The organism is Kitasatospora sp. NPDC101447 (assembly GCF_044767225.1).
In the GTDB taxonomy this organism is placed as follows: Bacteria; Actinomycetota; Actinomycetes; order Streptomycetales; family Streptomycetaceae; genus Kitasatospora.
The window spans coordinates 303,125-322,358 of sequence record NZ_JBIWNL010000002.1; the positions used below are offsets into that span (position 1 = coordinate 303,125).

Consider the following 19,234-nt stretch of genomic DNA (forward strand, 5'->3'; position numbering starts at 1 on the left):
CCCAATGCGCGTACTGCTGACCGGACACCAGGGGTACCTGGGCACCGTGATGGCCCCGGTCCTCGCGGCCGCCGGGCACGAGGTCGTCGGGCTCGACGCCGGCCTGTTCGCCGACTGCGTGCTGGGCCCGGCGCCCGCCGACCCGGCCGGGCACCGGGTGGACCTGCGCGACGTCACGGCCGAGCACGTCGCCGGGGTGGACGCCGTGATCCACCTGGCCGCGCTGTCCAACGACCCGCTGGGCTCGCTGGCCCCCGACCTCACCTACGACATCAACCACCACGCCTCCGTCCGGCTGGCCGAACTGGCCCGGGACGCCGGGGTGCGGCGCTTCCTGTACGCGTCCACCTGCTCGGTCTACGGCGCCGCGGGCGGCGACGAGCTGGTCGCCGAGAACGCCCCGCTGCGCCCGGTGACGCCGTACGCGGAGTCCAAGGTGCGGGTGGAGGACGACCTGCACGACCTGGCCGACGGCGACTTCAGCCCGGTGTTCATGCGCAACGCCACCGCCTTCGGCTACTCGCCCCGGCTGCGCGCCGACATCGTGCTGAACAACCTGGTGGGCCACGCGCTGCTGACCGGCGAGGTGCTGGTGCTCTCCGACGGCACCCCCTGGCGCCCGCTGGTGCACGCCGCCGACATCGCCCGGGCCTTCGCGGCCGCGCTGGTCGCGCCGAGGGAGGCGGTGCACGACGAGGCGTTCAACATCGGCAGCGAGACCAACAACGTCACCGTCGCCGAGATCGCCGAGCAGGTCGCCGAGGCGGTGGAGGGCTCCAAGGTGCGGATCACCGGGGAGGCGGGCGCCGACCCGCGCTCCTACCGGGTGGACTTCTCCCGCTTCCGGGCCGCCGTCCCGGACTTCGCGTGCGAGTGGACCGTCCAGCGGGGCGCGCTCGAACTCGCCGAGGCCTACCGCGAGTTCGGCCTCACCAAGGAGGCCTTCGAGCAGCGCTTCACCCGACTGGCCGTGCTGCGCGAGGCGTCCGCGGCCGGCACCGTCGACGACACCCTGCGGTGGCGCCGATGAGCACGCCCGGCGAGGAGATGCACGCGCTGGTGGAGCGGCTGTACCCGATCTGCCGGAGCATCACCGGCGACGGTGTGCGCGCCACCCTGGACATCGTCGGCGAGTATCTCCCGCTGCAGGTGCACGAGGTGCCGACCGGGACCCAGGTGCTCGACTGGACGGTGCCGCAGGAGTGGAACATCCGGGACGCCTACGTCGCCGACCCGGCCGGCAACCGGGTCGTCGACTTCGCGGCGTCCAGCCTGCACGTGCTCGGCTACAGCGTGCCGGTGTCCGCCACCATGCCGCTGGCCGAGCTGCGCGGACACCTGCACACCCTGCCGGAACAGCCGACCTGGGTGCCGTACCGCACCAGCTACTACACGCCGGACTGGGGGTTCTGCCTGGCCCAGGAGACCCTGGACGCGCTGCCGGACGGCGACTACGAGGTCCGCATCGACTCCACGCTCGCGGACGGCCACCTCACCTACGCCGAGCACGTCGTCCCCGGGCAGGTCCCCGACGAGGTGATCGTCTCCTGCCACGTCTGCCACCCGTCGCTGGCCAACGACAACCTGGCGGGCATCGCGGTGGCGACGTTCCTCGCCAGGGAGCTGGCGCAGCGGACGCCCTGGTACACCTACCGGTTCCTGTTCGCGCCCGGCACCATCGGGGCGATCACCTGGCTGGCCCGCAATGCGGAACGGGTCGAGCGGGTCAAGCACGGGCTGGTGCTGGCCTGCGCCGGGGACCGGGGCTCGCTGACGTACAAGCAGAGCAGGCGCGGCGACGCGGAGATCGACCAGGTGCTGCAGCACGTGCTGCTCACCTCCGAACGCCCGCACCGCATCACCGAGTTCACCCCGTACGGCTACGACGAGCGGCAGTTCTGCTCGCCCGGGTTCGACCTCGGCGTGGGCTCGCTCAGCCGGACCCCGTACGCCGGGTACCCCGAGTACCACACCTCGGCGGACAACCCGGACTTCGTCTCGCCGGAGGCGATGGCGGACACGCTCGCCGTCTGCCGCGAGGCGTTCGACGTCCTCGACCGCAACCGGCGGTACCTCAACCTCAGCCCCTACGGCGAACCGCAGCTGGGGCGGCGCGGGTTGTACGAGTCGCTCGGCGGCCGCAGCGACGCCAAGCAGGCCCAGATGGCCATGCTCTGGGTGCTCAGCCTCTCCGACGGCGAGCACAGCCTGCTGGACGTGGCCGAGCGCTCCGGGCTGCCGTTCGACACCGTCGCCGTCGCGGCCGACGCCCTGCACGGCGCCGGGCTGATCAAGACATGACGGGGGCGGCGGGGGCGGGGGCGAAGGGGCCGGTGGCGACGACCGGCACGGGGGAGGAAGCTGCGGCGTCGGCGACGGCTGAGTCGGCGACGGCTGGGTCGGCGACGGCTGGGTCGTCGGCCCCGGTCGGCGACGGCCGGCGGACCGCCCGGCGGGCCCTCGTCGGCCGGCTGTCCTGGGGGCTCGCCGACCAGGCGGCCTCCAGCGTCAGCAACTTCGCCGTGGGCATCTACGTGGCACGCTCCCTGGGGGTGACCGCGTTCGGCGTGTTCAGCCTCGCCTGGGTGACGTACGGCGTGGTGCTCAACGTCTCCCGCGGGCTGGCCACCGACCCGCTCGTGGTGCGCTTCAGCGGCGTGCCCGAGGCGTCCTGGCGCGGGGCGGTGGCCCGGTCCACGGGCACCGCCCTCGGCGTCGGCACCGCCATCGGCGCGGTGTGCCTGGTCGCCGGGCTCGGCCTCGGCGGCCGGGTCGGCGCCGCGTTCGCCGCCCTCGCCGTCATGATGCCCGGGCTGCTGCTCCAGGACGCCTGGCGGTTCTCGTTCTTCGCCGCCGGCGCCGGGCGGAAGGCGTTCGTCAACGACGTCGTGTGGGGAGTCGCGCTCGTCCCGGCCATGGTGGTGGCCGCCCGGGTCGGCAGCGTGGCCGCCTTCGTACTCGCCTGGGGCGCGTCCGCCACCGTGGCGGCCGGCTACGGCTACCTCCAGTCCGGCATCCGGCCCCGGATCGCCGAGGCCCGCGGCTGGCTCCGCGAACAGCGCGACCTCGGCTACCGATACCTGGTCGAGAACGTCAGCCTCAGCGGCGCCAGCCAGCTGCGGGCGTACGGGCTCGGCGCGATCGCCGGGGTCGGCGCGGTGGGCGCGGTGCGCGGCGCCGAACTCCTGCTCGGCCCGTTCCTGGCCGTGCTCATGGGGCTCTCGCTGGTCACCGTCCCGGAGGCGGCACGCGTCCTGCGGCAGGCCTCGCACCGGCTCGGCGGGTTCTGCCTCCTGCTGGGCGGCGGCCAGGCCGTCGGCGCGCTGCTCTGGGGCTCGGCCCTGCTGCTGATGCCCGGCCGGCTCGGCGAGCTGGCGCTCGGCGACGTCTGGCACTCCTCCTCACAGCTCATCGTGCCGATCACCCTCGGCGTCGCGGGCGCCGGCCTCGGCACCGGCGCGGCGGCCGGGCTGCGCGCGCTCGGCGCGGCCCGGCGCAGCCTGCGCTGCCAACTCCTCGCCTCCGCCTGCTACGTCGGCGGCGGGCTCGGCGGAGCCGCCGCCGGCGGCACCGTCGGCTCGGCCTGGGGCGTCGCCGCCGCGACCCTCAGCGGCTCCGCCGTCTGGTGGCTGCAACTGCGGTCCGCCCTGCGCGAGCACCACCGCACACCCGTCCCCCAAGGGAGGACCTCATGACCGCCCGACCCAGGCTCAGCATCGGCCTGCCCGTGTACAACGGCGAGGAGTACCTCGCCGAGTCGCTCGACGCCCTGCTCGGCCAGACCTACGAGGACTACGAACTCCTCGTCTCCGACAACGCCTCGACCGACGGGACCGAGGAGATCTGCCGCGCGTACGCCGCGAAGGACCCGCGCATCCGCTACCTCCGGCTGCCCCGCAACATCGGCGCCACGCCCAACCACAACCGCGTGCTCGACGAGGCCCGCGGCGAGCTGTTCAAGTGGGCCTCGCACGACGACCTGTACGGCCGGGACCTCCTGCTGCGCTGCGTGGAGGCCCTGGACGAGCGGCCGGACATCATCCTCGCGCACACCGGCCAGGCGGTCATCGACGGCGACGGCCAGGTGACCGTCCCGTACGAGTACGGGCTCACCACCGACTCCCCGCGCGCGCCCGAGCGCTTCCGCAGCCTGCTGTTCGAGCCCGGCGGCGACGACTTCTACGGAGTGATGCGGACCGACGTCCTGCGCCGGGTGAAGCCGATGGACAGCTACCACCACGCCGACCGCACCTACGTCGCCGAAATCACCCTGCACGGGCCGTTCCACCAGGTGCCGCAGCTGCTGTACTTCCGCCGCGACCACCCCACCCGCGCCGAGCGGGCGAACCCGTCCAAGCGCTCCCGGTGCGTCAACCTGGACCCGCGCCGGGCCGGCCCGCTGCACCCGACGCCCCGGCTGCTCGCCGAGTACGTCTGGGGGTTCGCGTCGGCGATCCGGCGGGCGCCGCTGAGCCCGGCCGACCGGCGCGAGTGCTACCGCCACCTGGCCGCGTGGATGACCAGCCGGCTGCGGCCCGGCGCCGGCGAGCGGGTCGAGGACCGCGCCCCGGTCGACCCGGCCCTGCTCACCGTGGACGTCGACGCCCTCGTGGCCGGCCGTGAGGGGAGGCGGGCATGACGGCCGTACGGGGCGAGGGCGGGGGCGGGGACGGGGACGGGGGTCGTGTCAGGGCGTCCGGAACGCCGGTGCGCGTCGGGCTGTTCGGGCTGCTCGGCTCCGGCAACCTCGGCAACGACGGCTCGCTGGAAGCCGTGCTCGGCTACCTCCGCGCCGAGCACCCGGAGGCGGTCGTGGACGCGCTCTGCGGCGGCCCCGAAGCCGTGACGACCCGGTTCGGGATCCCCGCCACGCGGCTGCACTGGAACCGGTCGGAGTACCGGACCGCGTCCCGGGCGGGCTCGATCGCGGCGAAGGGCCTCGGCAAACTCGTCGACGTCGTCCGCACCGCGGCCTGGGTGCGCCGGCACGACGTGGTGATCGTGCCCGGCATGGGCGTCCTGGAGGCCACGCTGCCGCTGAGGCCGTGGGGCTTCCCGTACGCGCTGTTCCTGCTCTGCGCGAGCGGCCGGCTGCTGGGCACCAGGATCGCGCTGGTCAGCGTCGGCGCCGCCGAGATCGGCAACCGGCCGACCCGGGCCCTGGTGCGCTGGTCGGCGCGGCTGGCCGCGTACCGGTCGTACCGGGACGGCCCCTCGCGCGACGCGATGCGGGCGATGGGCGTGGACACCTCGCGCGACGAGGTCTACCCGGACCTCGCCTTCTCCCTGCCGGCGCCGACGGCGAGCGTGCCGTCTCCCGAGCCCTCGGGGAGTGAGCCGTCGGGGAGTGAGCCGTCGGGGAGTGAGCCGCCGCCTCCGCATGGCTTGGTCTGCCTCGGTGTCATGGACTTCCACGGGGGCAACGACGACCGCGCCCGGGCCGACGAGATCCACCGGCGCTACCTCGACGGGACGATCCGGTTCGTCCGCACGATGGTCGAGGAGGGCCGGCCGGTCCGCCTGCTCACCGGCGACCGCTGCGACGCGTCGGTGGTCGCCGCGATCCTCGACGCGGTGGACTCGCCGCTGGTCACCGCCGCCGAGCCGGCCTCCCTGGCCGACCTGATGAAGGAGATGGCGGTCGCCGACACCGTGGTCGCGGTCCGCTACCACAACCTGATCTGCGCCCTGAAGACCGGAACGCCGGTGCTCGCCCTCTGCTACGCGACGAAGAGCGAGGCGCTGATGGCGGACATGGGCCTCGGCGCGTACTGCCACCCGGCGCGCGAGGTCGACGCCGACCGGCTGCTCGAACAGTTCCGGGCGCTGGAACAGCGATCGGCGGAGCTGCGCCGGACCCTCGTCGAGCGGAACGTGACCGCCGCGCGGCGCGTGCAGCACCAGTTCGACGCCCTGACCGCGGCCCTCTTCCCGGCGGCCGACCGCGGTCGTGCCGACGCCCTCGACCGCGCCGACGCCCTCGATCACACTCGTACCCACACCCACACCCACACCCACACCCACGGCCACGACCTGCGGGAGACACAGTGAAGGTGACCAGAGTCCCGGCGATCAGCGGCGCGTTCCTGTTCGAGCCGACGCCCTATGCTGACGAACGCGGCTTCTTCTGCCGCACCTTCGACGCCGACGTGATCCGCTCGGTGGGCCTCGACCCGGACGCCTTCGTCCAGCACAGCCTGTCCCGCTCGGTGCAGGGCGTGCTGCGCGGCCTGCACCTGCGCTCCGGCGCCGGCGAGGCCAAGCTGGTGCGGTGCTCGTACGGGAAGGTCTTCGACGTCGTCGTGGACCTGCGGCCCGACTCGCCGACCTACCGCAACCAGGCCCACTTCGAACTGTCCGGCGAGACCCAGGTGAGCGTGTACATCCCGGCGGGGTGCGCGCACGGCTTCCAGGCGCTGACCGGGACCGCCGACGTCTCGTACCGGATCGACCGCCCGCACGACCCGGCCGAGGACGTGACGATCGCCTTCGACGACCCGGAGCTCGCCGTCCCCTGGCCGCTGCCGGCCGTGTCGATGTCCAAGCGGGACCGGGAGGCACCGAGCCTCGCCGAGGCCCTGAAGCACAAGGAGGAGGAGAGGCCGACGTGAGCACCGAACACACCGTAGGCACCGAAGGCACTGTGGGCACTGCGGAAGCCGTGCGCGCCGTGGGCGCTGCGGGTACTGCAGGCGCGGCGGGCGCTGCGGGCGTCGAAGGGGCGGGGGCGAACGAGGAGTTCGCCCTGCCCCGGTCGCGGGCGGCGAACGAGCGGCTGCACGCCCTGATCCCCGGAGGCGCGCACACCTACGCCAAAGGCGACGACCAGTACCCCGAGAACCTGGCCCCGGTCATCAGCCACGGCCGCGGTGCCCACGTGTGGGACGTCGACGGCAACCGCTACGTCGAGTACGGCTCCGGCCTGCGGTCCGTCAGCCTCGGCCACGCCCACCCCCGCGTGCTGGAGGCGGTGCGGCGCGAACTCGACCGCGGCTGCAACTTCGTCCGCCCGTCCGTCCTGGAAGTCGAGGCCGCGGAGCGGTTCCTGGCCACGGTGCCGACCGCCGAGATGGTGAAGTTCGCGAAGAACGGCTCCGACGTCACCACCGCCGCGGTGCGCCTCGCCCGCGCCGTCACCGGACGCTCGCGGGTGGCCATCTGCGCCGACCACCCGTTCTTCTCCGTCGACGACTGGTTCATCGGCACCACGCCGATGTCCGCCGGAGTCCCGGCGTCGACCACCGAACTCACCGTGGCGTTCCCGTACGGAGACCTGGCCGCCACGGAAGAACTGCTCACCCGCCACCAGGACGAGGTCGCCTGCCTGATCCTCGAACCCGCCGGCCACACCGAGCCGCCGCCCGGGTACCTCGCCGGCCTGCGCGAACTGGCCGACCGGCACGGCTGCGTGCTGATCTTCGACGAGATGATCACCGGCCTCCGCTGGTCCGAGGCCGGCGCCCAGGGCCTCTACGGTGTCGTCCCCGACCTCTCCACCTTCGGCAAGGCCCTCGGCAACGGCTTCGCCGTCTCCGCACTGGCCGGGCGCCGCGAACTGATGGAACGCGGCGGGCTGCGGCACTCCGGCGACCGCGTCTTCCTGCTGTCCACCACGCACGGTGCCGAGACACACGCGCTGGCCGCGGCCATGGCCGTCCTCACCACGTACGTGGAGGAGGGCATCACCGCGCGGCTGCACGCCCTCGGCGAGCGCCTCGCCGCGGGCGTCCGCGAGGCAGCAGCCGGAGCGGGCGTCGGCGACCACGTCCTCGTCCGGGGGCGGGCCAGCAACCTGGTCTTCGCCACCCTCGACGAGAAGGGACAGCCGTCGCAGCCGTACCGCACCCTGTTCCTGCGCCGACTGCTCGCCGGCGGCGTCCTGGCCCCGTCGTTCGTGGTGAGCAGCGCGCTGGGGGAGGACGACATCGAGCGCACCGTCGAGGCGGTGGCCGGGGCGTGCGCCGTCTACCGGAAGGCACTGGACGCCGGTGACCCCACCCCCTGGCTGGGCGGCCGGCCGGTGAAACCGGTGTTCCGGCGCTTCGCGTGACGTGACCTCAGGCCCTGGCTGCCCGATCGGCGGTCCGGTCGACCAACCACGCGGTCACCGGAACCACCACCAGCGCCGTACACCAGCCGCCCAGCACATCGGTCGGGTAGTGCGCGCCCAGCGCGACCTGTGCCCACCCCATGGCGGCGCCCGCCGCCACCGCCGCCCCACCGAGCACGAGGGGGCCGCGGTGGCGCGGCGCGGCCAGCGCGACCGCGAGGGCCAGCGCGGTGAAGAAGGCCGTGTGCCCGCTCGGGTAGGACAGGTTGCCGTCGCCGTGGATGGTGCGTCCCACCACGTGCTTGAGCACCGTCGCCGTCCCCACCGTCAAACCGACACCGGCCACGACGAGCACCGCCCCCCGAGGACGCCGGCCCAGCAGACAGCCGATTACCACGGCCACGACCAGTAGCGTCGAACCCACGGGCTCCCCCAGGAAGTCCAGGACCAGCGCGACACCCCGCCACGGCTGCCCCACCCCGTACACCGCCGACTGAACCCGAGCATCCACCACCCCGGGCCCACCCGCACCCGCATACCGAACCCCGCCCACGGTGACCACCACCGCAGCCACCGAAGCGACGACCCCGAGCCACACCCGACTCGCCGCAGACACCAACCGCCCGCTCACCCACCCACCCCGCCCCACGACACAGAGAGCCGCCGAAGCCCCGGCCGGGAACAAGTCTGACAGACCGTCACAAACCGCGGGCTGTATCGCGATTCACGGCACCCAAGAAACGGGACCCACCAAGCGGGCGCCCCACCCCTGCAGCCGGGCCGCATGCGCCCCCAGGACTCTCCCCGCAGCCGCGGAGCCGACCGCTACGAGACCGACCGAGCCCTCCGCGAGATGGGACCATCCCCGCAAGTGCAGGGCAGACGCGGTCGCCATACCGGTGCTCACCTTCGGAATCGGACCATCCCCACCAGTGCGGGGCCGACACCACGAACGAGTATCCGATGCCCGACCAGCCGGGACCATCCCGCATCGTCTCCTCGGCAGGTTTCTCGAACACGGAGCAATCCCCGCGAGCGCGGGGCTGACTGGCCCTCCTTGCCCTTCACACGGATCTCGTGGGAACTATCCCCGCGCGTGCGGGGCTGACCTTGCGTCCTTGGCGTCCGTCATCCAAAGGCGAGGACTATCCCCGCGCGTGCGGGGCCGACAGGAGTTTGCGGACTTGCTGCTCGATGTCTGCGGGACTACCCCCGCGAGCGCGGGGCCGACCTCGGCGGGGCGGATCAGCTCGTCCGGGTCGCCCGACCATCCCCGCGAGCGCGGGGCCGACGCGAACAGGCCGGCCGGGAAGGTGAAGGTCACGGGACCATCCCCGCGCGTGCGGGGCCGACGGGGTGGTGCGGAAGATCCGGACCTCGTGCACAGGACCATCCCCGCGAGTGCGGGGCCGACCCCGAACCGACGGACCAGCTCACCCCCGAGACGGGACCATCCCCGCGAGCGCGGGGCCGACCGATCGACCCGGGCCTGGTAGCGGTCCATGAGGGGACCATCCCCGCGAGCGCGGGGCCGACATGAGGTAGCGCTGGGCCGTGCCGTGCTCGCCGGGACCATCCCCGCGAGCGCGGGGCCGACGTGCCGGAGAACGTTCCCGTCTTGCCGATGTAGGGACCATCCCCGCGAGCGCGGGGCCGACACTTCCTGAGCTGCTGTGATCTGCCTCAGTGAGTGCCATTCAGTTCAGTTCGAATCCGGATCCACCGTACGTGCGGCTGGCTCGTGTTCGCTGAGTAGTAGCGGTCTGCCGAGCAACCTACCGGAGAACCTCGTACGCGCGAGGCCGATGGGGCTGCCAAGTCAACCAGTGGACACCGGGTAGCCATGCCCATGGGCGCAGTGCCCCGGCGAAGCTCGCTTGCTGACTGGGCGTCACGATCGGAATACACGCGGTGCCATGGATGCTCAGGTCGAGTTCGAGTACGTGATCGACTATGTCATCGCCGTCGAGCTGGACGCCGAGCCCGAGCCGGCCCGGCGGACTCTTTCTGCCCGGGTCACGGACCCCGCCCCGGTGCCCGGGTGCGGGCCGGCCATTGCACACATCCACCGGGCCCTGCGCGGGGCCATCCGTGAGGCCGACCCCGACGCCTACGACCGCATCGAGCACCCGGACCAGCTGGTCATCGTCAGGGTCCGAGACGCCGACGCGGCCGCCTAAGGAGTGTCCCGTAATTGACCGTTGAGATGGCCGGGACGAGGTGGGCTGATCGCCGGTGGGTCGGGCTATGCGGCCTGTAGAAGGTTGTGGAGGCGGGCGATGCCGAGCATGGCGTGGTGGACGCCGTCGCCCTTGAGCCGGCCAGAGCGCAGCGTCCACTCCCTCCCCGTCCGCGACGATCCGTCAAGCCGGTGCGGCTCTTCCCGCGAGCGACCCGCCGCAGGCCTTGACGGACGGGATCTGACGTCGTGCCATGAGAGGACACACCGCGACGGGGGATGACACGATGGCGGCAGAGGAACACGACGAACCCAGTGGCGAGCCCGAGAGCCACACTGAGGTGCCGCAGCGCAGCGGTCGGAAGATCCCACCTGGCAATGACTTCGCCCATGTGGCTTGGATCGTCCTGGCTCTTATCGTCTTCGGGCTGATCTTGACCGCGGCATCCGGCGCCGGCGATTGCTCTGCTAACTGCGGCGGCAACACGGGACCCTTGTGGCACTGATCACCGAGCTGCCCGCGAACCTGGCCGCCGCGCTGGTCGCCACCACAGGTTCGCTGCTGCGGCGCGTGACCACAAGGGTCAAGCTTGTTGGGCCAACCGGTGCGGGCCCAGGTAGTAGGACAGTGCAGCGTGCGACGGGCCGTCGGCGACCTCCCCGCCCACCAGTAGCTTGACCACCTCTGCCTCGCTGAGCCACTCCACCCGGGTGGCCTCGGAGGCGTCTTCCGGCGGACCGATGCGGGTGCAGCCGGTGACATGGAAGCAGCGGAAGTGTGCGTCGGAGATGCCGGCCATGGCGTCGTACTCGGTCAGCAGCTCGACGTGGCCGGGCCGCCAACCGGTCTCCTCCTCGACCTCGCGAGCGATCGCCGCTGCCGGGTCCTCACCGGGCTCGGCCCAGCCGGCCGGTACCTCCCAGCCCCAGCGGCCGGTGATGAACCGGTGCCTGTAGAGAAGAAGGAACCGGCCAGTGTCGTCGGTGACGACAGCGGTGGTCGATGCGCGGGGGTAGCGGACGACGTGGTGGGCAATCCGGCCGAGGCCGGGCACCTCGACGTCATCCAGCCACACCTCGACCCACGGGCTGCCGTACACCTGCCGACTCCCGAACGTCTCCCACTCCATGGCAACCCCTTACGTGCGCGGTCAGGCCCACATCCTCAGGAGTCTCCCCACAAGCGTGGGGCCGACTCCGAGGTGGTCATCATGTGCGCCCACAGGGTGGAGCAATCCCCGCGAGCGCGGGGCCGACACCTGGTCCATCAGGTAGACCTGGCCGTTGATCGGACCATCCCCGCGCGTGCGGGGCCGACTCAGTGAGGGCGCCGCCGGTCTGGTTGTAGAAGGGACCATCCCCGCGCGTGCGGGGCCGACTTGCGGGCGATCTGGTTGAGGGACTGGCCGGCGGGACCATCCCCGCGAGCGCGGGGCCGACGTACGCATCGAAGGCCCGGTGCGCACCAAGCAGGGACCATCCCCGCGAGCGCGGGGCCGACCGGGCCGGATCCGCGCCGGTGGAGCCGGCCTTGGGACCATCCCCGCGAGCGCGGGGCCGACACTTCCTGAGCTGCTGTGATCTGCCTCAGTGAGTGCCATTCAGTTCAGTTCGAATCCGGATCCACCGTACGTGCGGCTGGCTCGTGTTCGCTGAGTAGTAGCGGTCTGCCGAGCAACCTACCGGAGAACCTCGTACGCGCGAGGCCGATGGGGCTGCCAAGTCAACCAGTGGACACCGGTTAGCCATGCCCATGGGCGCAGGTGCCCCGGCGAAGTTCGCTTGCTGACTGGGCGTCACGATCGGAATGCACGCGGTGCCATGGATGCTCAGGTCGAGTTCGAGTACGTGATCGACTATGTCATCGCCGTCGAGCCGGATGCCGAGCCCGAGCCTGCCCGGCGGACTCTCCGTGTCCGGGTCACAGGCCCCGCCCGGGTGCCCGGACGCGGGCCGGCCATTGCACACATCCACCGGGCCCTGCGCAGGGCCATCCGCGAGGCCGACCCCGACTCCTTCGATCGCATCGAGCACCCGGACCAGCTGGTCATCGTCAGGGTCCGAGACGCCGACGCGGTTACCTAGGGTCGCCACAGAAACAGTCCGTTTCGTGGATCCCTTGAAGCGAGACCCATGATCCGGGCGCGCGCCGACCTGAGAGCAGTTCCGGCTTTACGGGCGCCGTAGGCACTTCTAGCAGGATGACGCCCGACCCGTCCCGTCTAGATCACGAGGTGCCCGTGAGCAGCAAATGGACCGTTCACGGTAGCCGGCCTCTGTACACCAGCCCGTGGGTGAGCCTTGATCTGGTCGACGTTGAGCCGTCGGGGCGCGACCGCTACGAGCACCACCTGGTGAGGTTTGCTCCGGTGGCAGCCACCGTGGTTCTCAACGACCGGGACGAGGTGCTCCTCATGTGGCGGCACCGCTTCGCCACGCGGACCTGGAACTGGGAGATCCCCAGCGGCATTGTGGAGGATGGGGAGAGGCTCGCGGCTGCAGCTGCTCGCGAGGTGTTGGAGGAGACAGGGTGGCAGGTGGAATCGGTCGAGCCGCTCGCGTACAACCAGCCGATCGGCGGTATGAGCAACGCTGAGCACCACGTGTTCCTTGCCCGTGGTGCCACTTTCGTGGCGCCGCCGGTGGACACGCATGAGGCGGACCGGATCGAGTGGATCCCGTTGGACCGGATCCAGGACATGATCGACCGTCGGGAGATCGTGGCCGGCGTCGCCGTCACCGGGCTCTTGCAGGTGCTGGCCCGACGGCCTTGATGCGCCGGCGCGGGGTTCTCGGCTACCGGCAGCTTGCGCAGGTCTGTTGACTTGCGGCCGGCCAGTCACGCCTGGCGCGCGAGCCGGTGCGGGCGGTGGCAGTAGCTGGGCGCCGCATGCGAGGGCCCGTCGTCGACCCTCGCCGCCCACAATCGGACTCCTCTGCCCTTGGACTGAGGCCCTGCTCACGAAGCAATCCCCGCACGTGTCGTGGTGTCGTACTGGTTGCCGCCTCGCGCCGTGGGGCGGGCCGAGGAGAAATCCCGCGAGTGCGGGGGCTCTTGCGGTCGGTGGGCCCACGAGACTGGCTGATGTTCCGTAGTCTCGGCTCATGCGATCTGTGGTGTTCGACATCGGCGAGACCTTGATCAGCGATACCCGCTACTGGGGTGACTGGGCTCGTTGGCTTGGAGTGCCGCAGCACACACTGTCGGCGCTGGTGGGCATTGTGGTGGCCCAGGGTCGGGACAATGCGGATGCCATCCGGATCCTCCGCCCAGGTGTGGACGTGGCAGCGGAGTGGCGGGCCCGACAGGCTGCGGGTCGGGGCGACTACCTCGATGAGACGGACCTCTACCCGGACGTGCGTCCCGCCCTGTCCCGGCTGCGTGAGGCCGGTCTGTGGGTGGGCATCGCGGGGAACCAGAACGCCGCTGTGTCCGGGCTCCTCCGTGATCTCGGACTGCCGGCCGACGGCATCGCCACCTCGGCAGAGTGGGGCGTGTCGAAGCCGGGCCCCGGGTTCTTCGAGCGGGTGGTCGAGTGGGCGCCGGGGGAGCCTCACGAGATCGTCTACGTGGGCGACCATCCGATGAACGACATCACACCGGCCCGGTCAGCGGGCCTGCGGACCGCGCATCTCCGCCGCGGTCCCATCGGCCTCACAACCACGGCGGAAGACGCCGACTGGACGGTCGACTCACTGACCGAGTTGGCCGAACTTCTGGTCGGGCGACAGTGAGGTTGCCTCAACCGAGTGACCGTCGGGGCGATCTCGCCCGACGCCTGTGCGGCGCCGGTACCGTTCCGTTGCGACCACGGAACGGAGCCAAGTATGCCCGCGCCCAATGCTCCCACGCTCGGCCTGCGCCTGGAAACGGCGCGTGCTGCGGCCCGGCTGTCCCGGCGTCAGCTGTCCGAACTCTCCGGAGTTTCACCGAGCATGATTCAGAAGATCGGTGACGGCGAGCGGCATCCGAGCGACCAGGTGCTCGGAGCATTGGCGAATGCTCTCGGGACAACCCCTGAGGAACTGGTCGGCGGACCTGTACGGGCAGACAGCCGGGTTCACCAGGTCATTCCGAATCTCCAGCGGGCTATCGCCGCATACGACTTGCCGGACGACGGCCCGATCAGGCCCCTTACGCAGGTAGCCGCCGACGTCAAGGCCAGCGTTGAGGACCGGGTGCAGTCCCAGTACGTCCGCCTCAGCGAGCAGGCGCCGGCCCTGCTGGCCGAGCTGTTCCGGGCTGTCGACAGTACTCGTGGCAGCGAGCGGGAACAGGCCGCGCGTCTTCTTGCCCTGGCGGCCCGTTCGGCAGATGCGGTGGCCTACAAGTACGGGTACCGAGACCTCAGCGCCCGCCTCGTGGAGCTGATGCGGTGGGCAGCAGAGACCGCAGCCGACCCAGCGCTCGATGCAGCGGCAGCATACGTGCGCATGGAGACCTTCTTCGCAGCTCAGCAACTCGGCCCCGGACTGCGGTCGCTGCAGGCCGCAGTAGACCGGCTGCCGTCGCTGCAGACTGAGCGGCTGGTCGCCGCTGCTGCCGCTCTGCACATGCGGGCCGCGGTTGCGGCCGGTCGTATGGGTCAGGCCGACGATGCCCGCGCGCACCTGCGTGAGGCAGAAAGGCTTGCGAGTCGAGTGCGAGAGCGGCTCTACGATGGCACGGCTGTGGGGCCCAACTCCGTGGAAATCCACCGGTTGTCGGTGGCGGTCGAGCTGGGTGAGCCGAAGGACTTGCAGGAGGCAGTCGAGGCCGCGGCCAGGTGGGTGCCTCCGTGTGAGCTGCCAGCCGAGCGCCGGTCGCACTACTACGTCGACCTAGGCCGTGCTCACGTTCAGCTTGGGCGCCCACGACACGCCGTCGAGTCGCTGCTGGTGGCTCGCCAGATCGCCCCTCAGCACGTCCGTGAACACGGTCAGGTACGGATGGCCCTGGCCACGATGGTGCGGCTGACACGAGGTCGGGACGAGCGGGTGATGTCGCTCGCGCGGTGGGCGAAGGCCGTTTGAAGCACGAGCGATCTCTACCACTGCCTGTGGTAATTCCGGTGCCGGCGCCCGAGGATCGTAGAGGGCGTGACAGGGACACCGAACCCGATCGTTCTCGATCCGGAAGCGATTAGCCTCGCGCGTCTCTACGGAGACGCGTCCGTGGAGTGCGGTTCATCTGAACCACCGTCGGCTCCTTCAGGCCGTGTCTGCACACCGACCGATGAGTCGTCCGCCTTACTCGGCTGGACTGTGGCGGGCGACCCATTCTGCATGGGCGGAGGCACCCGATGAGGCTCGATGGGCCCCTCACGGTGGCGGTGGACGGCTATCTGGAGCCTGCCACCCTGCCGACGCTGAAGGCCTTGGACGTCCTTTGGCAGACGGTGCGCGTGCTGCCGATGGACGCCTGCCAGCGGCGGGGGATGGAGCTGATGTTCGGCAGCGGATCCGCCGTCGACCTTGAACGGTGGATGGGCGACGACGCCGTCACCGACCTGACGATCGGCCTGACCGACGGCAGCCGTGCCATCGTGCGCGTGCGGCACAGCGACGGTCTGACCGTCGCTCAGCGGATCGTGAATCGTTACACCGTCGAGCAGTTGCTGAACGACCGGCGGCACCGGGACCCGTGGGTCATCCGCGATTCCCAGACCGGCGACCTGGTCAGCGCCGGTGCCGGTGGATTGCGGCCGCTGGAGTTCGCGATCCGGGAGAGCGCCGAGGCGTGGGTTCTTGGTCGGGCGAATCTCGCGCAGTACCGCGTCCTCCCGGGCGGGGCGGTGGGCAGGTGACTGCGGCCGATGGGCAGCAGCGGCTCCCTCTCCGCGAGGCGCGACGCGCGAACTCCCGTCCGAGAGAACCGGGGCGCCCTGTGATGGCTTACACCGTCGACTTCGTTCCGTTGACAGCGCGCCGACGGGGGTTGGTCCTGCGTACGTACCAGGTGGACGCAGACGGTCGGCGGCACGGCTACTCGCCGGTGGTCGTGGTCGTTCCCGAGCCGGGCTCGCCGATGGCGGAGTTGTGGCTCGACCACTGGCTGGACTGCCGCTGTCCCCGGCACTGCGCCGACTGACCTGCCCGCCGACCCACTTGCATTCCCCGGATCCGCGCCGGCCACGTCGGCCGGCGCCCCCTGATCTCCTCCCGCGCACTCGCCGGGAGGCTGCACCACGCTCTCACCGAGAGGACCCCCGCCATGAGCACCACCATGACGACCCCCGCGCCGCCGCCGGCTCCGCCGGCCCCGCCCGGGCCCGGGCCGATGATCCCGGTGGCCACCGCGACGACGAGCACGGCCACCACGGCCACCACGGCCACCACCACGGCCACCACCACGACGACCAGGTAGGAGACTCCCATGGCATGGGGAATCGGTAAGGGCGGCAGCTCCGGCGGTGGCAGCGGCTCCAACGACGGCGGGCAGGGCAAGCGCGCCGGAGACAAGGACTTCGGCACCTCGAAGCCCTCCCCGGACAGCGCGAAGTCGCCGTCCGGCGGAAAGCACCGCGGCAAGGACGACGACAAGTGACGCGTCCCGCGCACCAGGAGCAGGCCACCACGTGCGGCCTGCTCCGCGCCGTCTCCCGCACCCTCGGGTACGAGGTCGCCCCCGAGTGGCGCCAGGCCGCGGCCGCGGCCCCGCGTCACGCCTTCCTCCCCGATCGGGTCTGGCTCGCCGACGGCGATGCGTACGAGCCCTGCGACCGCGAGAGCGAACCCGAGCGCTGGCTCGCCGCGGCCTACGCGGACGCCCCCGTGGTGACGCAGATCAACGACGGCCAGGAACCCGAGGACGCGGCCGACAGGTGGCCGTCCTGCTCGGCGTCGGCGCCCTCCATCGTGGTCACGATGCTCGATGCGCTCGAACTGGTGCCCGGTACCCGGGTCCTGGAGATCGGCACCGGGACGGGCTGGACCGCCGCGCTGCTCGCACACCGGCTCGGCGACGCCAACGTCACCACCATCGAGGTTGACCCCTACCTGGCCGCGCGCGCCCGGGCCACGCTGGCGGCCGCCGGTTACGCCCCGACCGTGGTGTGCGGTGACGGCCGCTCGGGCGGGCCGCCCGGCGAGTCGTACGACCGTGTGGTGGCGACCTGCTCCCTGCGGCGCGTCCCGCCGGCGTGGATCGCCCAGACCAGGACCGGCGGCATGATCCTCGCCCCGTGGGACAATCCGTGGGTGTGCGGCGGCCTGCTCACCCTGACGGTCCTCGCCGAGGGGAGCGCTGTCGGCCGGTTCACGCCCGACAGCGCGTTCATGCTGATGCGCACCCAACGGCAGGACGTGCGGCTGTTCCGGGACGTCGTGCACGAGGACCACCAGCCGGTCCCCTCCGTGACGACGCTCGACCCGTGGGCGGTCGCCGACAGCTGCTTCGAAACGCGGTTCGCGCTCGGGCACCGCCTCGGCGATCTCTGGCACGTCTGGGACCACGACCCCGGTGTGGACGGGGTCGTGACGCGGCTGTGGGTGGCCGGCACCGACGGCCGGTCCTGGGCCGCCGTGGACTGGGACGGCACCGAGGACACCGACCGGTACGCGGTGTGGCAACATGGCCCGCGCCGACTGTGGGAGGAGGTCGAAGTCGCCCACCGGTGGTGGCTCGACGCCGACCGGCCAGGACCGACCCGGCTGGGCCTGACCGTGACGTCCGACGGTCGGCACCGCGCGTGGCTCGACACTCCCGAGAACAGCTGGCCCCTCCCGTAGGCGGTCGGCCGCGAATGCCCCGCCCGACTCGATCTCCAGGAGCCTCGCCGCATCCTGCGACAGGGCGGCGTGCCGCGGGTGTCCGAGACGATCGCTGACGGCCACCCAGCCGCTCAGCAATCGTTCACGGCAACCGAATCGACGGCCGCAGACGGCCGCAGACGACCGCAGCATGAATTGGGTGGCAGACCTGCCTCGAAGTTCGAGACCATCCGACCATGTCGAATGGCGCCCCGGGACAGGACCTTCCGGTCGGCTTCGGGTTCCGGCCGTATCGCGGCGACGAAGACCACGGCCCCATGGCCGTGGTGCGGCTGGGTTGCGCTGAACGGGACCAGGTCGACGCCCGTTCGGTTGTGGACGGGCTCCCGACGGCGACCGAGATCGCCGAAGCCTCTGCCAAGCTGGAGGAGCCGTCCAAGAACCAGATCCTGGTGGTGCACGACGGGAGCGTCGTCGGCTACTCGACGATCCGATGGTGGCAGGAGCGGGACGACACATGGCTGTACCTGCACCGCGGCTACCTCCTGCCCGAGCATCGCCGCCAGGGCATCGGCTCAGCCATGCTGAGCTGGGCCGAAGAACGGATCCGCCGGCTCGTCGAACAGCATCGAACGGCGCGGACGGCAGTGATCGGCGCGAACGCCACGGCCACCGAGCAGGACGCCACGGCGCTTCTGCTCGCAGCCGGCTACCGACGTGTCTTCAGCCTGGTCGAGCTGGAGCTGCGCGATCTGCAGCAGTTGCCCGACCGGGGCAGCGAACTGCCGGCCGGGATACGGACGGGACCGATCGGGTCAAGCCACTACCGTGCAGCCTGGAGGACCGTCGTCGATGCGTATGCGGACGCCGGTTTCACTCAGAAGTGGCCATTCCAGGACTTCGTCGACACCGCCGACCCGGCATGCTGGAGTGCTGCATGGAACGGGCAGGACATGGTCGGCGTCGCCCTCTGCTCCATCCGCCGTCACGACCACACCCTGGGCGAGGTCGAAGAGCTGTGTGTCCGGACGGACCATCAGCGGCGCGGAATCGGCCGGGCCCTGTTGCTCGACGGGCTGCGGAGCCTTCGCGGGCAGGGTGCAACGACCGCCCGGCTGTTCACGGGCACGTCAAATCCGCACCGGTCCTACGATCTTTACGAGAGTGTGGGGTTCCGGCGGCAGAACGAGTACGTCCGCTACCGCAAGCCGCTTGCCTGACCGGCCGGTCATCGGGCGGTCCGATCAGTCCACAGGATTCGACACCATCTCCCGTCAGGGAAGAGCCCGGAGCGGGCGTCGAAGATCGCTGGG

Annotated in this window: 21 protein-coding genes, 1 pseudogene and 2 CRISPR repeat arrays; of the genes and pseudogenes, 18 read left to right on the top strand and 4 right to left on the bottom strand. The window is 71.5% G+C overall.

What is annotated here, in order from left to right; all coding sequences use genetic code 11:
• The first annotated feature begins 4 nt into the window (after window positions 1-4).
• Together ACIRST_RS03855 and ACIRST_RS03860 are read left to right on the top strand one after the other, a co-directional pair.
• Window positions 5-1,030 (top strand): SDR family oxidoreductase, encoded by a 1,026-nt coding sequence (locus ACIRST_RS03855; RefSeq protein WP_350525572.1) that lies wholly within the window; start codon window positions 5-7, stop codon window positions 1,028-1,030.
• Window positions 1,027-2,301 carry a DUF4910 domain-containing protein gene (locus tag ACIRST_RS03860; protein WP_402799760.1) on the top strand — a complete coding sequence of 425 codons (1,275 nt, stop codon included), beginning with the start codon at window positions 1,027-1,029 and terminating at the stop codon, window positions 2,299-2,301. The genes ACIRST_RS03855 and ACIRST_RS03860 overlap by 4 nt, the downstream gene beginning before the upstream one ends.
• On the opposite strand, the gene ACIRST_RS03865 is transcribed toward ACIRST_RS03860, so the two are convergent.
• Window positions 2,291-2,530 (bottom strand): hypothetical protein, encoded by a 240-nt coding sequence (locus ACIRST_RS03865; protein WP_402800156.1) that lies wholly within the window; start codon window positions 2,528-2,530, stop codon window positions 2,291-2,293. The genes ACIRST_RS03860 and ACIRST_RS03865 overlap by 11 nt on opposite strands.
• On the opposite strand from ACIRST_RS03865, the gene ACIRST_RS03870 reads away from it, so the two are divergent.
• From ACIRST_RS03870 to ACIRST_RS03890, 5 genes are all read left to right on the top strand, one after another.
• Window positions 2,472-3,695 (top strand): hypothetical protein, encoded by a 1,224-nt coding sequence (locus ACIRST_RS03870; RefSeq protein ID WP_402800127.1) that lies wholly within the window; start codon window positions 2,472-2,474, stop codon window positions 3,693-3,695. The two genes, ACIRST_RS03865 and ACIRST_RS03870, sit on opposite strands and share 59 nt — an antisense overlap.
• On the top strand, window positions 3,692-4,639 hold the full coding sequence (locus ACIRST_RS03875) for a glycosyltransferase family 2 protein (RefSeq protein ID WP_402799762.1): 948 nt from the start codon (window positions 3,692-3,694) through the stop codon (window positions 4,637-4,639). The genes ACIRST_RS03870 and ACIRST_RS03875 overlap by 4 nt, the downstream gene beginning before the upstream one ends.
• A complete protein-coding gene (locus tag ACIRST_RS03880; protein WP_402799765.1) occupies window positions 4,636-6,051 on the top strand; it encodes a polysaccharide pyruvyl transferase family protein in 1,416 nt (471 codons plus the stop codon). Before ACIRST_RS03875 ends, ACIRST_RS03880 begins: the two co-directional genes overlap by 4 nt.
• Window positions 6,048-6,611: a dTDP-4-dehydrorhamnose 3,5-epimerase gene (locus ACIRST_RS03885; RefSeq protein ID WP_350525577.1), complete on the top strand. Its 564-nt coding sequence runs from the start codon at window positions 6,048-6,050 to the stop codon at window positions 6,609-6,611. Before ACIRST_RS03880 ends, ACIRST_RS03885 begins: the two co-directional genes overlap by 4 nt.
• 134 nt (window positions 6,612-6,745) lie before the next feature.
• A complete protein-coding gene (locus ACIRST_RS03890) occupies window positions 6,746-8,050 on the top strand; it encodes a glutamate-1-semialdehyde 2,1-aminomutase (protein WP_402800129.1) in 1,305 nt (434 codons plus the stop codon).
• A 7-nt stretch (window positions 8,051-8,057) separates the two neighbouring features.
• Here the strand turns inward: ACIRST_RS03890 and ACIRST_RS03895 are convergent, their stop codons facing one another.
• Window positions 8,058-8,681, bottom strand: a complete 624-nt coding sequence (locus tag ACIRST_RS03895; protein ID WP_402799768.1) for a phosphatase PAP2 family protein — start codon at window positions 8,679-8,681, stop codon at window positions 8,058-8,060.
• Between the two features lie 389 nt (window positions 8,682-9,070).
• Window positions 9,071-9,708: a CRISPR direct-repeat array (repeat unit 29 nt; unit sequence GGGACCATCCCCGCGAGCGCGGGGCCGAC).
• A 258-nt stretch (window positions 9,709-9,966) separates the two neighbouring features.
• On the opposite strand from ACIRST_RS03895, the gene ACIRST_RS03900 reads away from it, so the two are divergent.
• Window positions 9,967-10,230 carry a hypothetical protein gene (locus ACIRST_RS03900; protein ID WP_350525579.1) on the top strand — a complete coding sequence of 88 codons (264 nt, stop codon included), beginning with the start codon at window positions 9,967-9,969 and terminating at the stop codon, window positions 10,228-10,230.
• 65 nt (window positions 10,231-10,295) lie between these two features.
• Here the strand turns inward: ACIRST_RS03900 and ACIRST_RS03905 are convergent.
• Both ACIRST_RS03905 and ACIRST_RS03910 read right to left on the bottom strand, forming a co-directional pair.
• A pseudogene (locus tag ACIRST_RS03905) lies at window positions 10,296-10,382 on the bottom strand (IS5/IS1182 family transposase); the annotation flags it as partial.
• Between the two features lie 431 nt (window positions 10,383-10,813).
• On the bottom strand, window positions 10,814-11,359 hold the full coding sequence (locus ACIRST_RS03910; RefSeq protein WP_350525580.1) for an NUDIX hydrolase: 546 nt from the start codon (window positions 11,357-11,359) through the stop codon (window positions 10,814-10,816).
• A gap of 38 nt (window positions 11,360-11,397) precedes the next feature.
• Window positions 11,398-11,791: a CRISPR direct-repeat array (repeat unit 29 nt; unit sequence GGGACCATCCCCGCGAGCGCGGGGCCGAC).
• Between the two features lie 259 nt (window positions 11,792-12,050).
• Here ACIRST_RS03910 and ACIRST_RS03915 point away from each other — a divergent pair.
• The 10 genes from ACIRST_RS03915 (at window position 12,051) to ACIRST_RS03960 (ending at window position 19,141) form a co-directional block, all read left to right on the top strand.
• A complete protein-coding gene (locus ACIRST_RS03915) occupies window positions 12,051-12,314 on the top strand; it encodes a hypothetical protein (RefSeq protein ID WP_350525581.1) in 264 nt (87 codons plus the stop codon).
• A 209-nt stretch (window positions 12,315-12,523) separates the two neighbouring features.
• Window positions 12,524-13,003, top strand: coding sequence for an NUDIX domain-containing protein (locus ACIRST_RS03920; RefSeq protein WP_402799773.1), 480 nt, complete (start codon window positions 12,524-12,526; stop codon window positions 13,001-13,003).
• A gap of 331 nt (window positions 13,004-13,334) precedes the next feature.
• Window positions 13,335-13,964, top strand: coding sequence for an HAD family hydrolase (locus ACIRST_RS03925; RefSeq protein ID WP_402799776.1), 630 nt, complete (start codon window positions 13,335-13,337; stop codon window positions 13,962-13,964).
• A gap of 93 nt (window positions 13,965-14,057) precedes the next feature.
• A complete protein-coding gene (locus ACIRST_RS03930) occupies window positions 14,058-15,242 on the top strand; it encodes a helix-turn-helix domain-containing protein (RefSeq protein ID WP_402799779.1) in 1,185 nt (394 codons plus the stop codon).
• 269 nt (window positions 15,243-15,511) lie between these two features.
• Complete coding sequence (locus ACIRST_RS03935) at window positions 15,512-16,015, top strand: hypothetical protein (protein ID WP_402799782.1); 504 nt, start codon at window positions 15,512-15,514, stop codon at window positions 16,013-16,015.
• 152 nt (window positions 16,016-16,167) lie between these two features.
• On the top strand, window positions 16,168-16,299 hold the full coding sequence (locus ACIRST_RS03940) for a hypothetical protein (RefSeq protein WP_402799784.1): 132 nt from the start codon (window positions 16,168-16,170) through the stop codon (window positions 16,297-16,299).
• A 123-nt stretch (window positions 16,300-16,422) separates the two neighbouring features.
• Complete coding sequence (locus ACIRST_RS03945; RefSeq protein WP_402799787.1) at window positions 16,423-16,575, top strand: hypothetical protein; 153 nt, start codon at window positions 16,423-16,425, stop codon at window positions 16,573-16,575.
• A 9-nt stretch (window positions 16,576-16,584) separates the two neighbouring features.
• The gene (locus ACIRST_RS03950) at window positions 16,585-16,755 is read left to right on the top strand and encodes a hypothetical protein (protein WP_350525587.1); all 171 of its coding nucleotides are present in this window, start codon (window positions 16,585-16,587) and stop codon (window positions 16,753-16,755) included.
• Entirely contained in the window at window positions 16,752-17,939 is a 1,188-nt protein-coding gene (locus ACIRST_RS03955) for a methyltransferase domain-containing protein (RefSeq protein ID WP_402799790.1), read from the top strand. Before ACIRST_RS03950 ends, ACIRST_RS03955 begins: the two co-directional genes overlap by 4 nt.
• 218 nt (window positions 17,940-18,157) lie before the next feature.
• On the top strand, window positions 18,158-19,141 hold the full coding sequence (locus ACIRST_RS03960; RefSeq protein WP_402799793.1) for a GNAT family N-acetyltransferase: 984 nt from the start codon (window positions 18,158-18,160) through the stop codon (window positions 19,139-19,141).
• Window positions 19,142-19,234 lie beyond the last annotated feature (93 nt).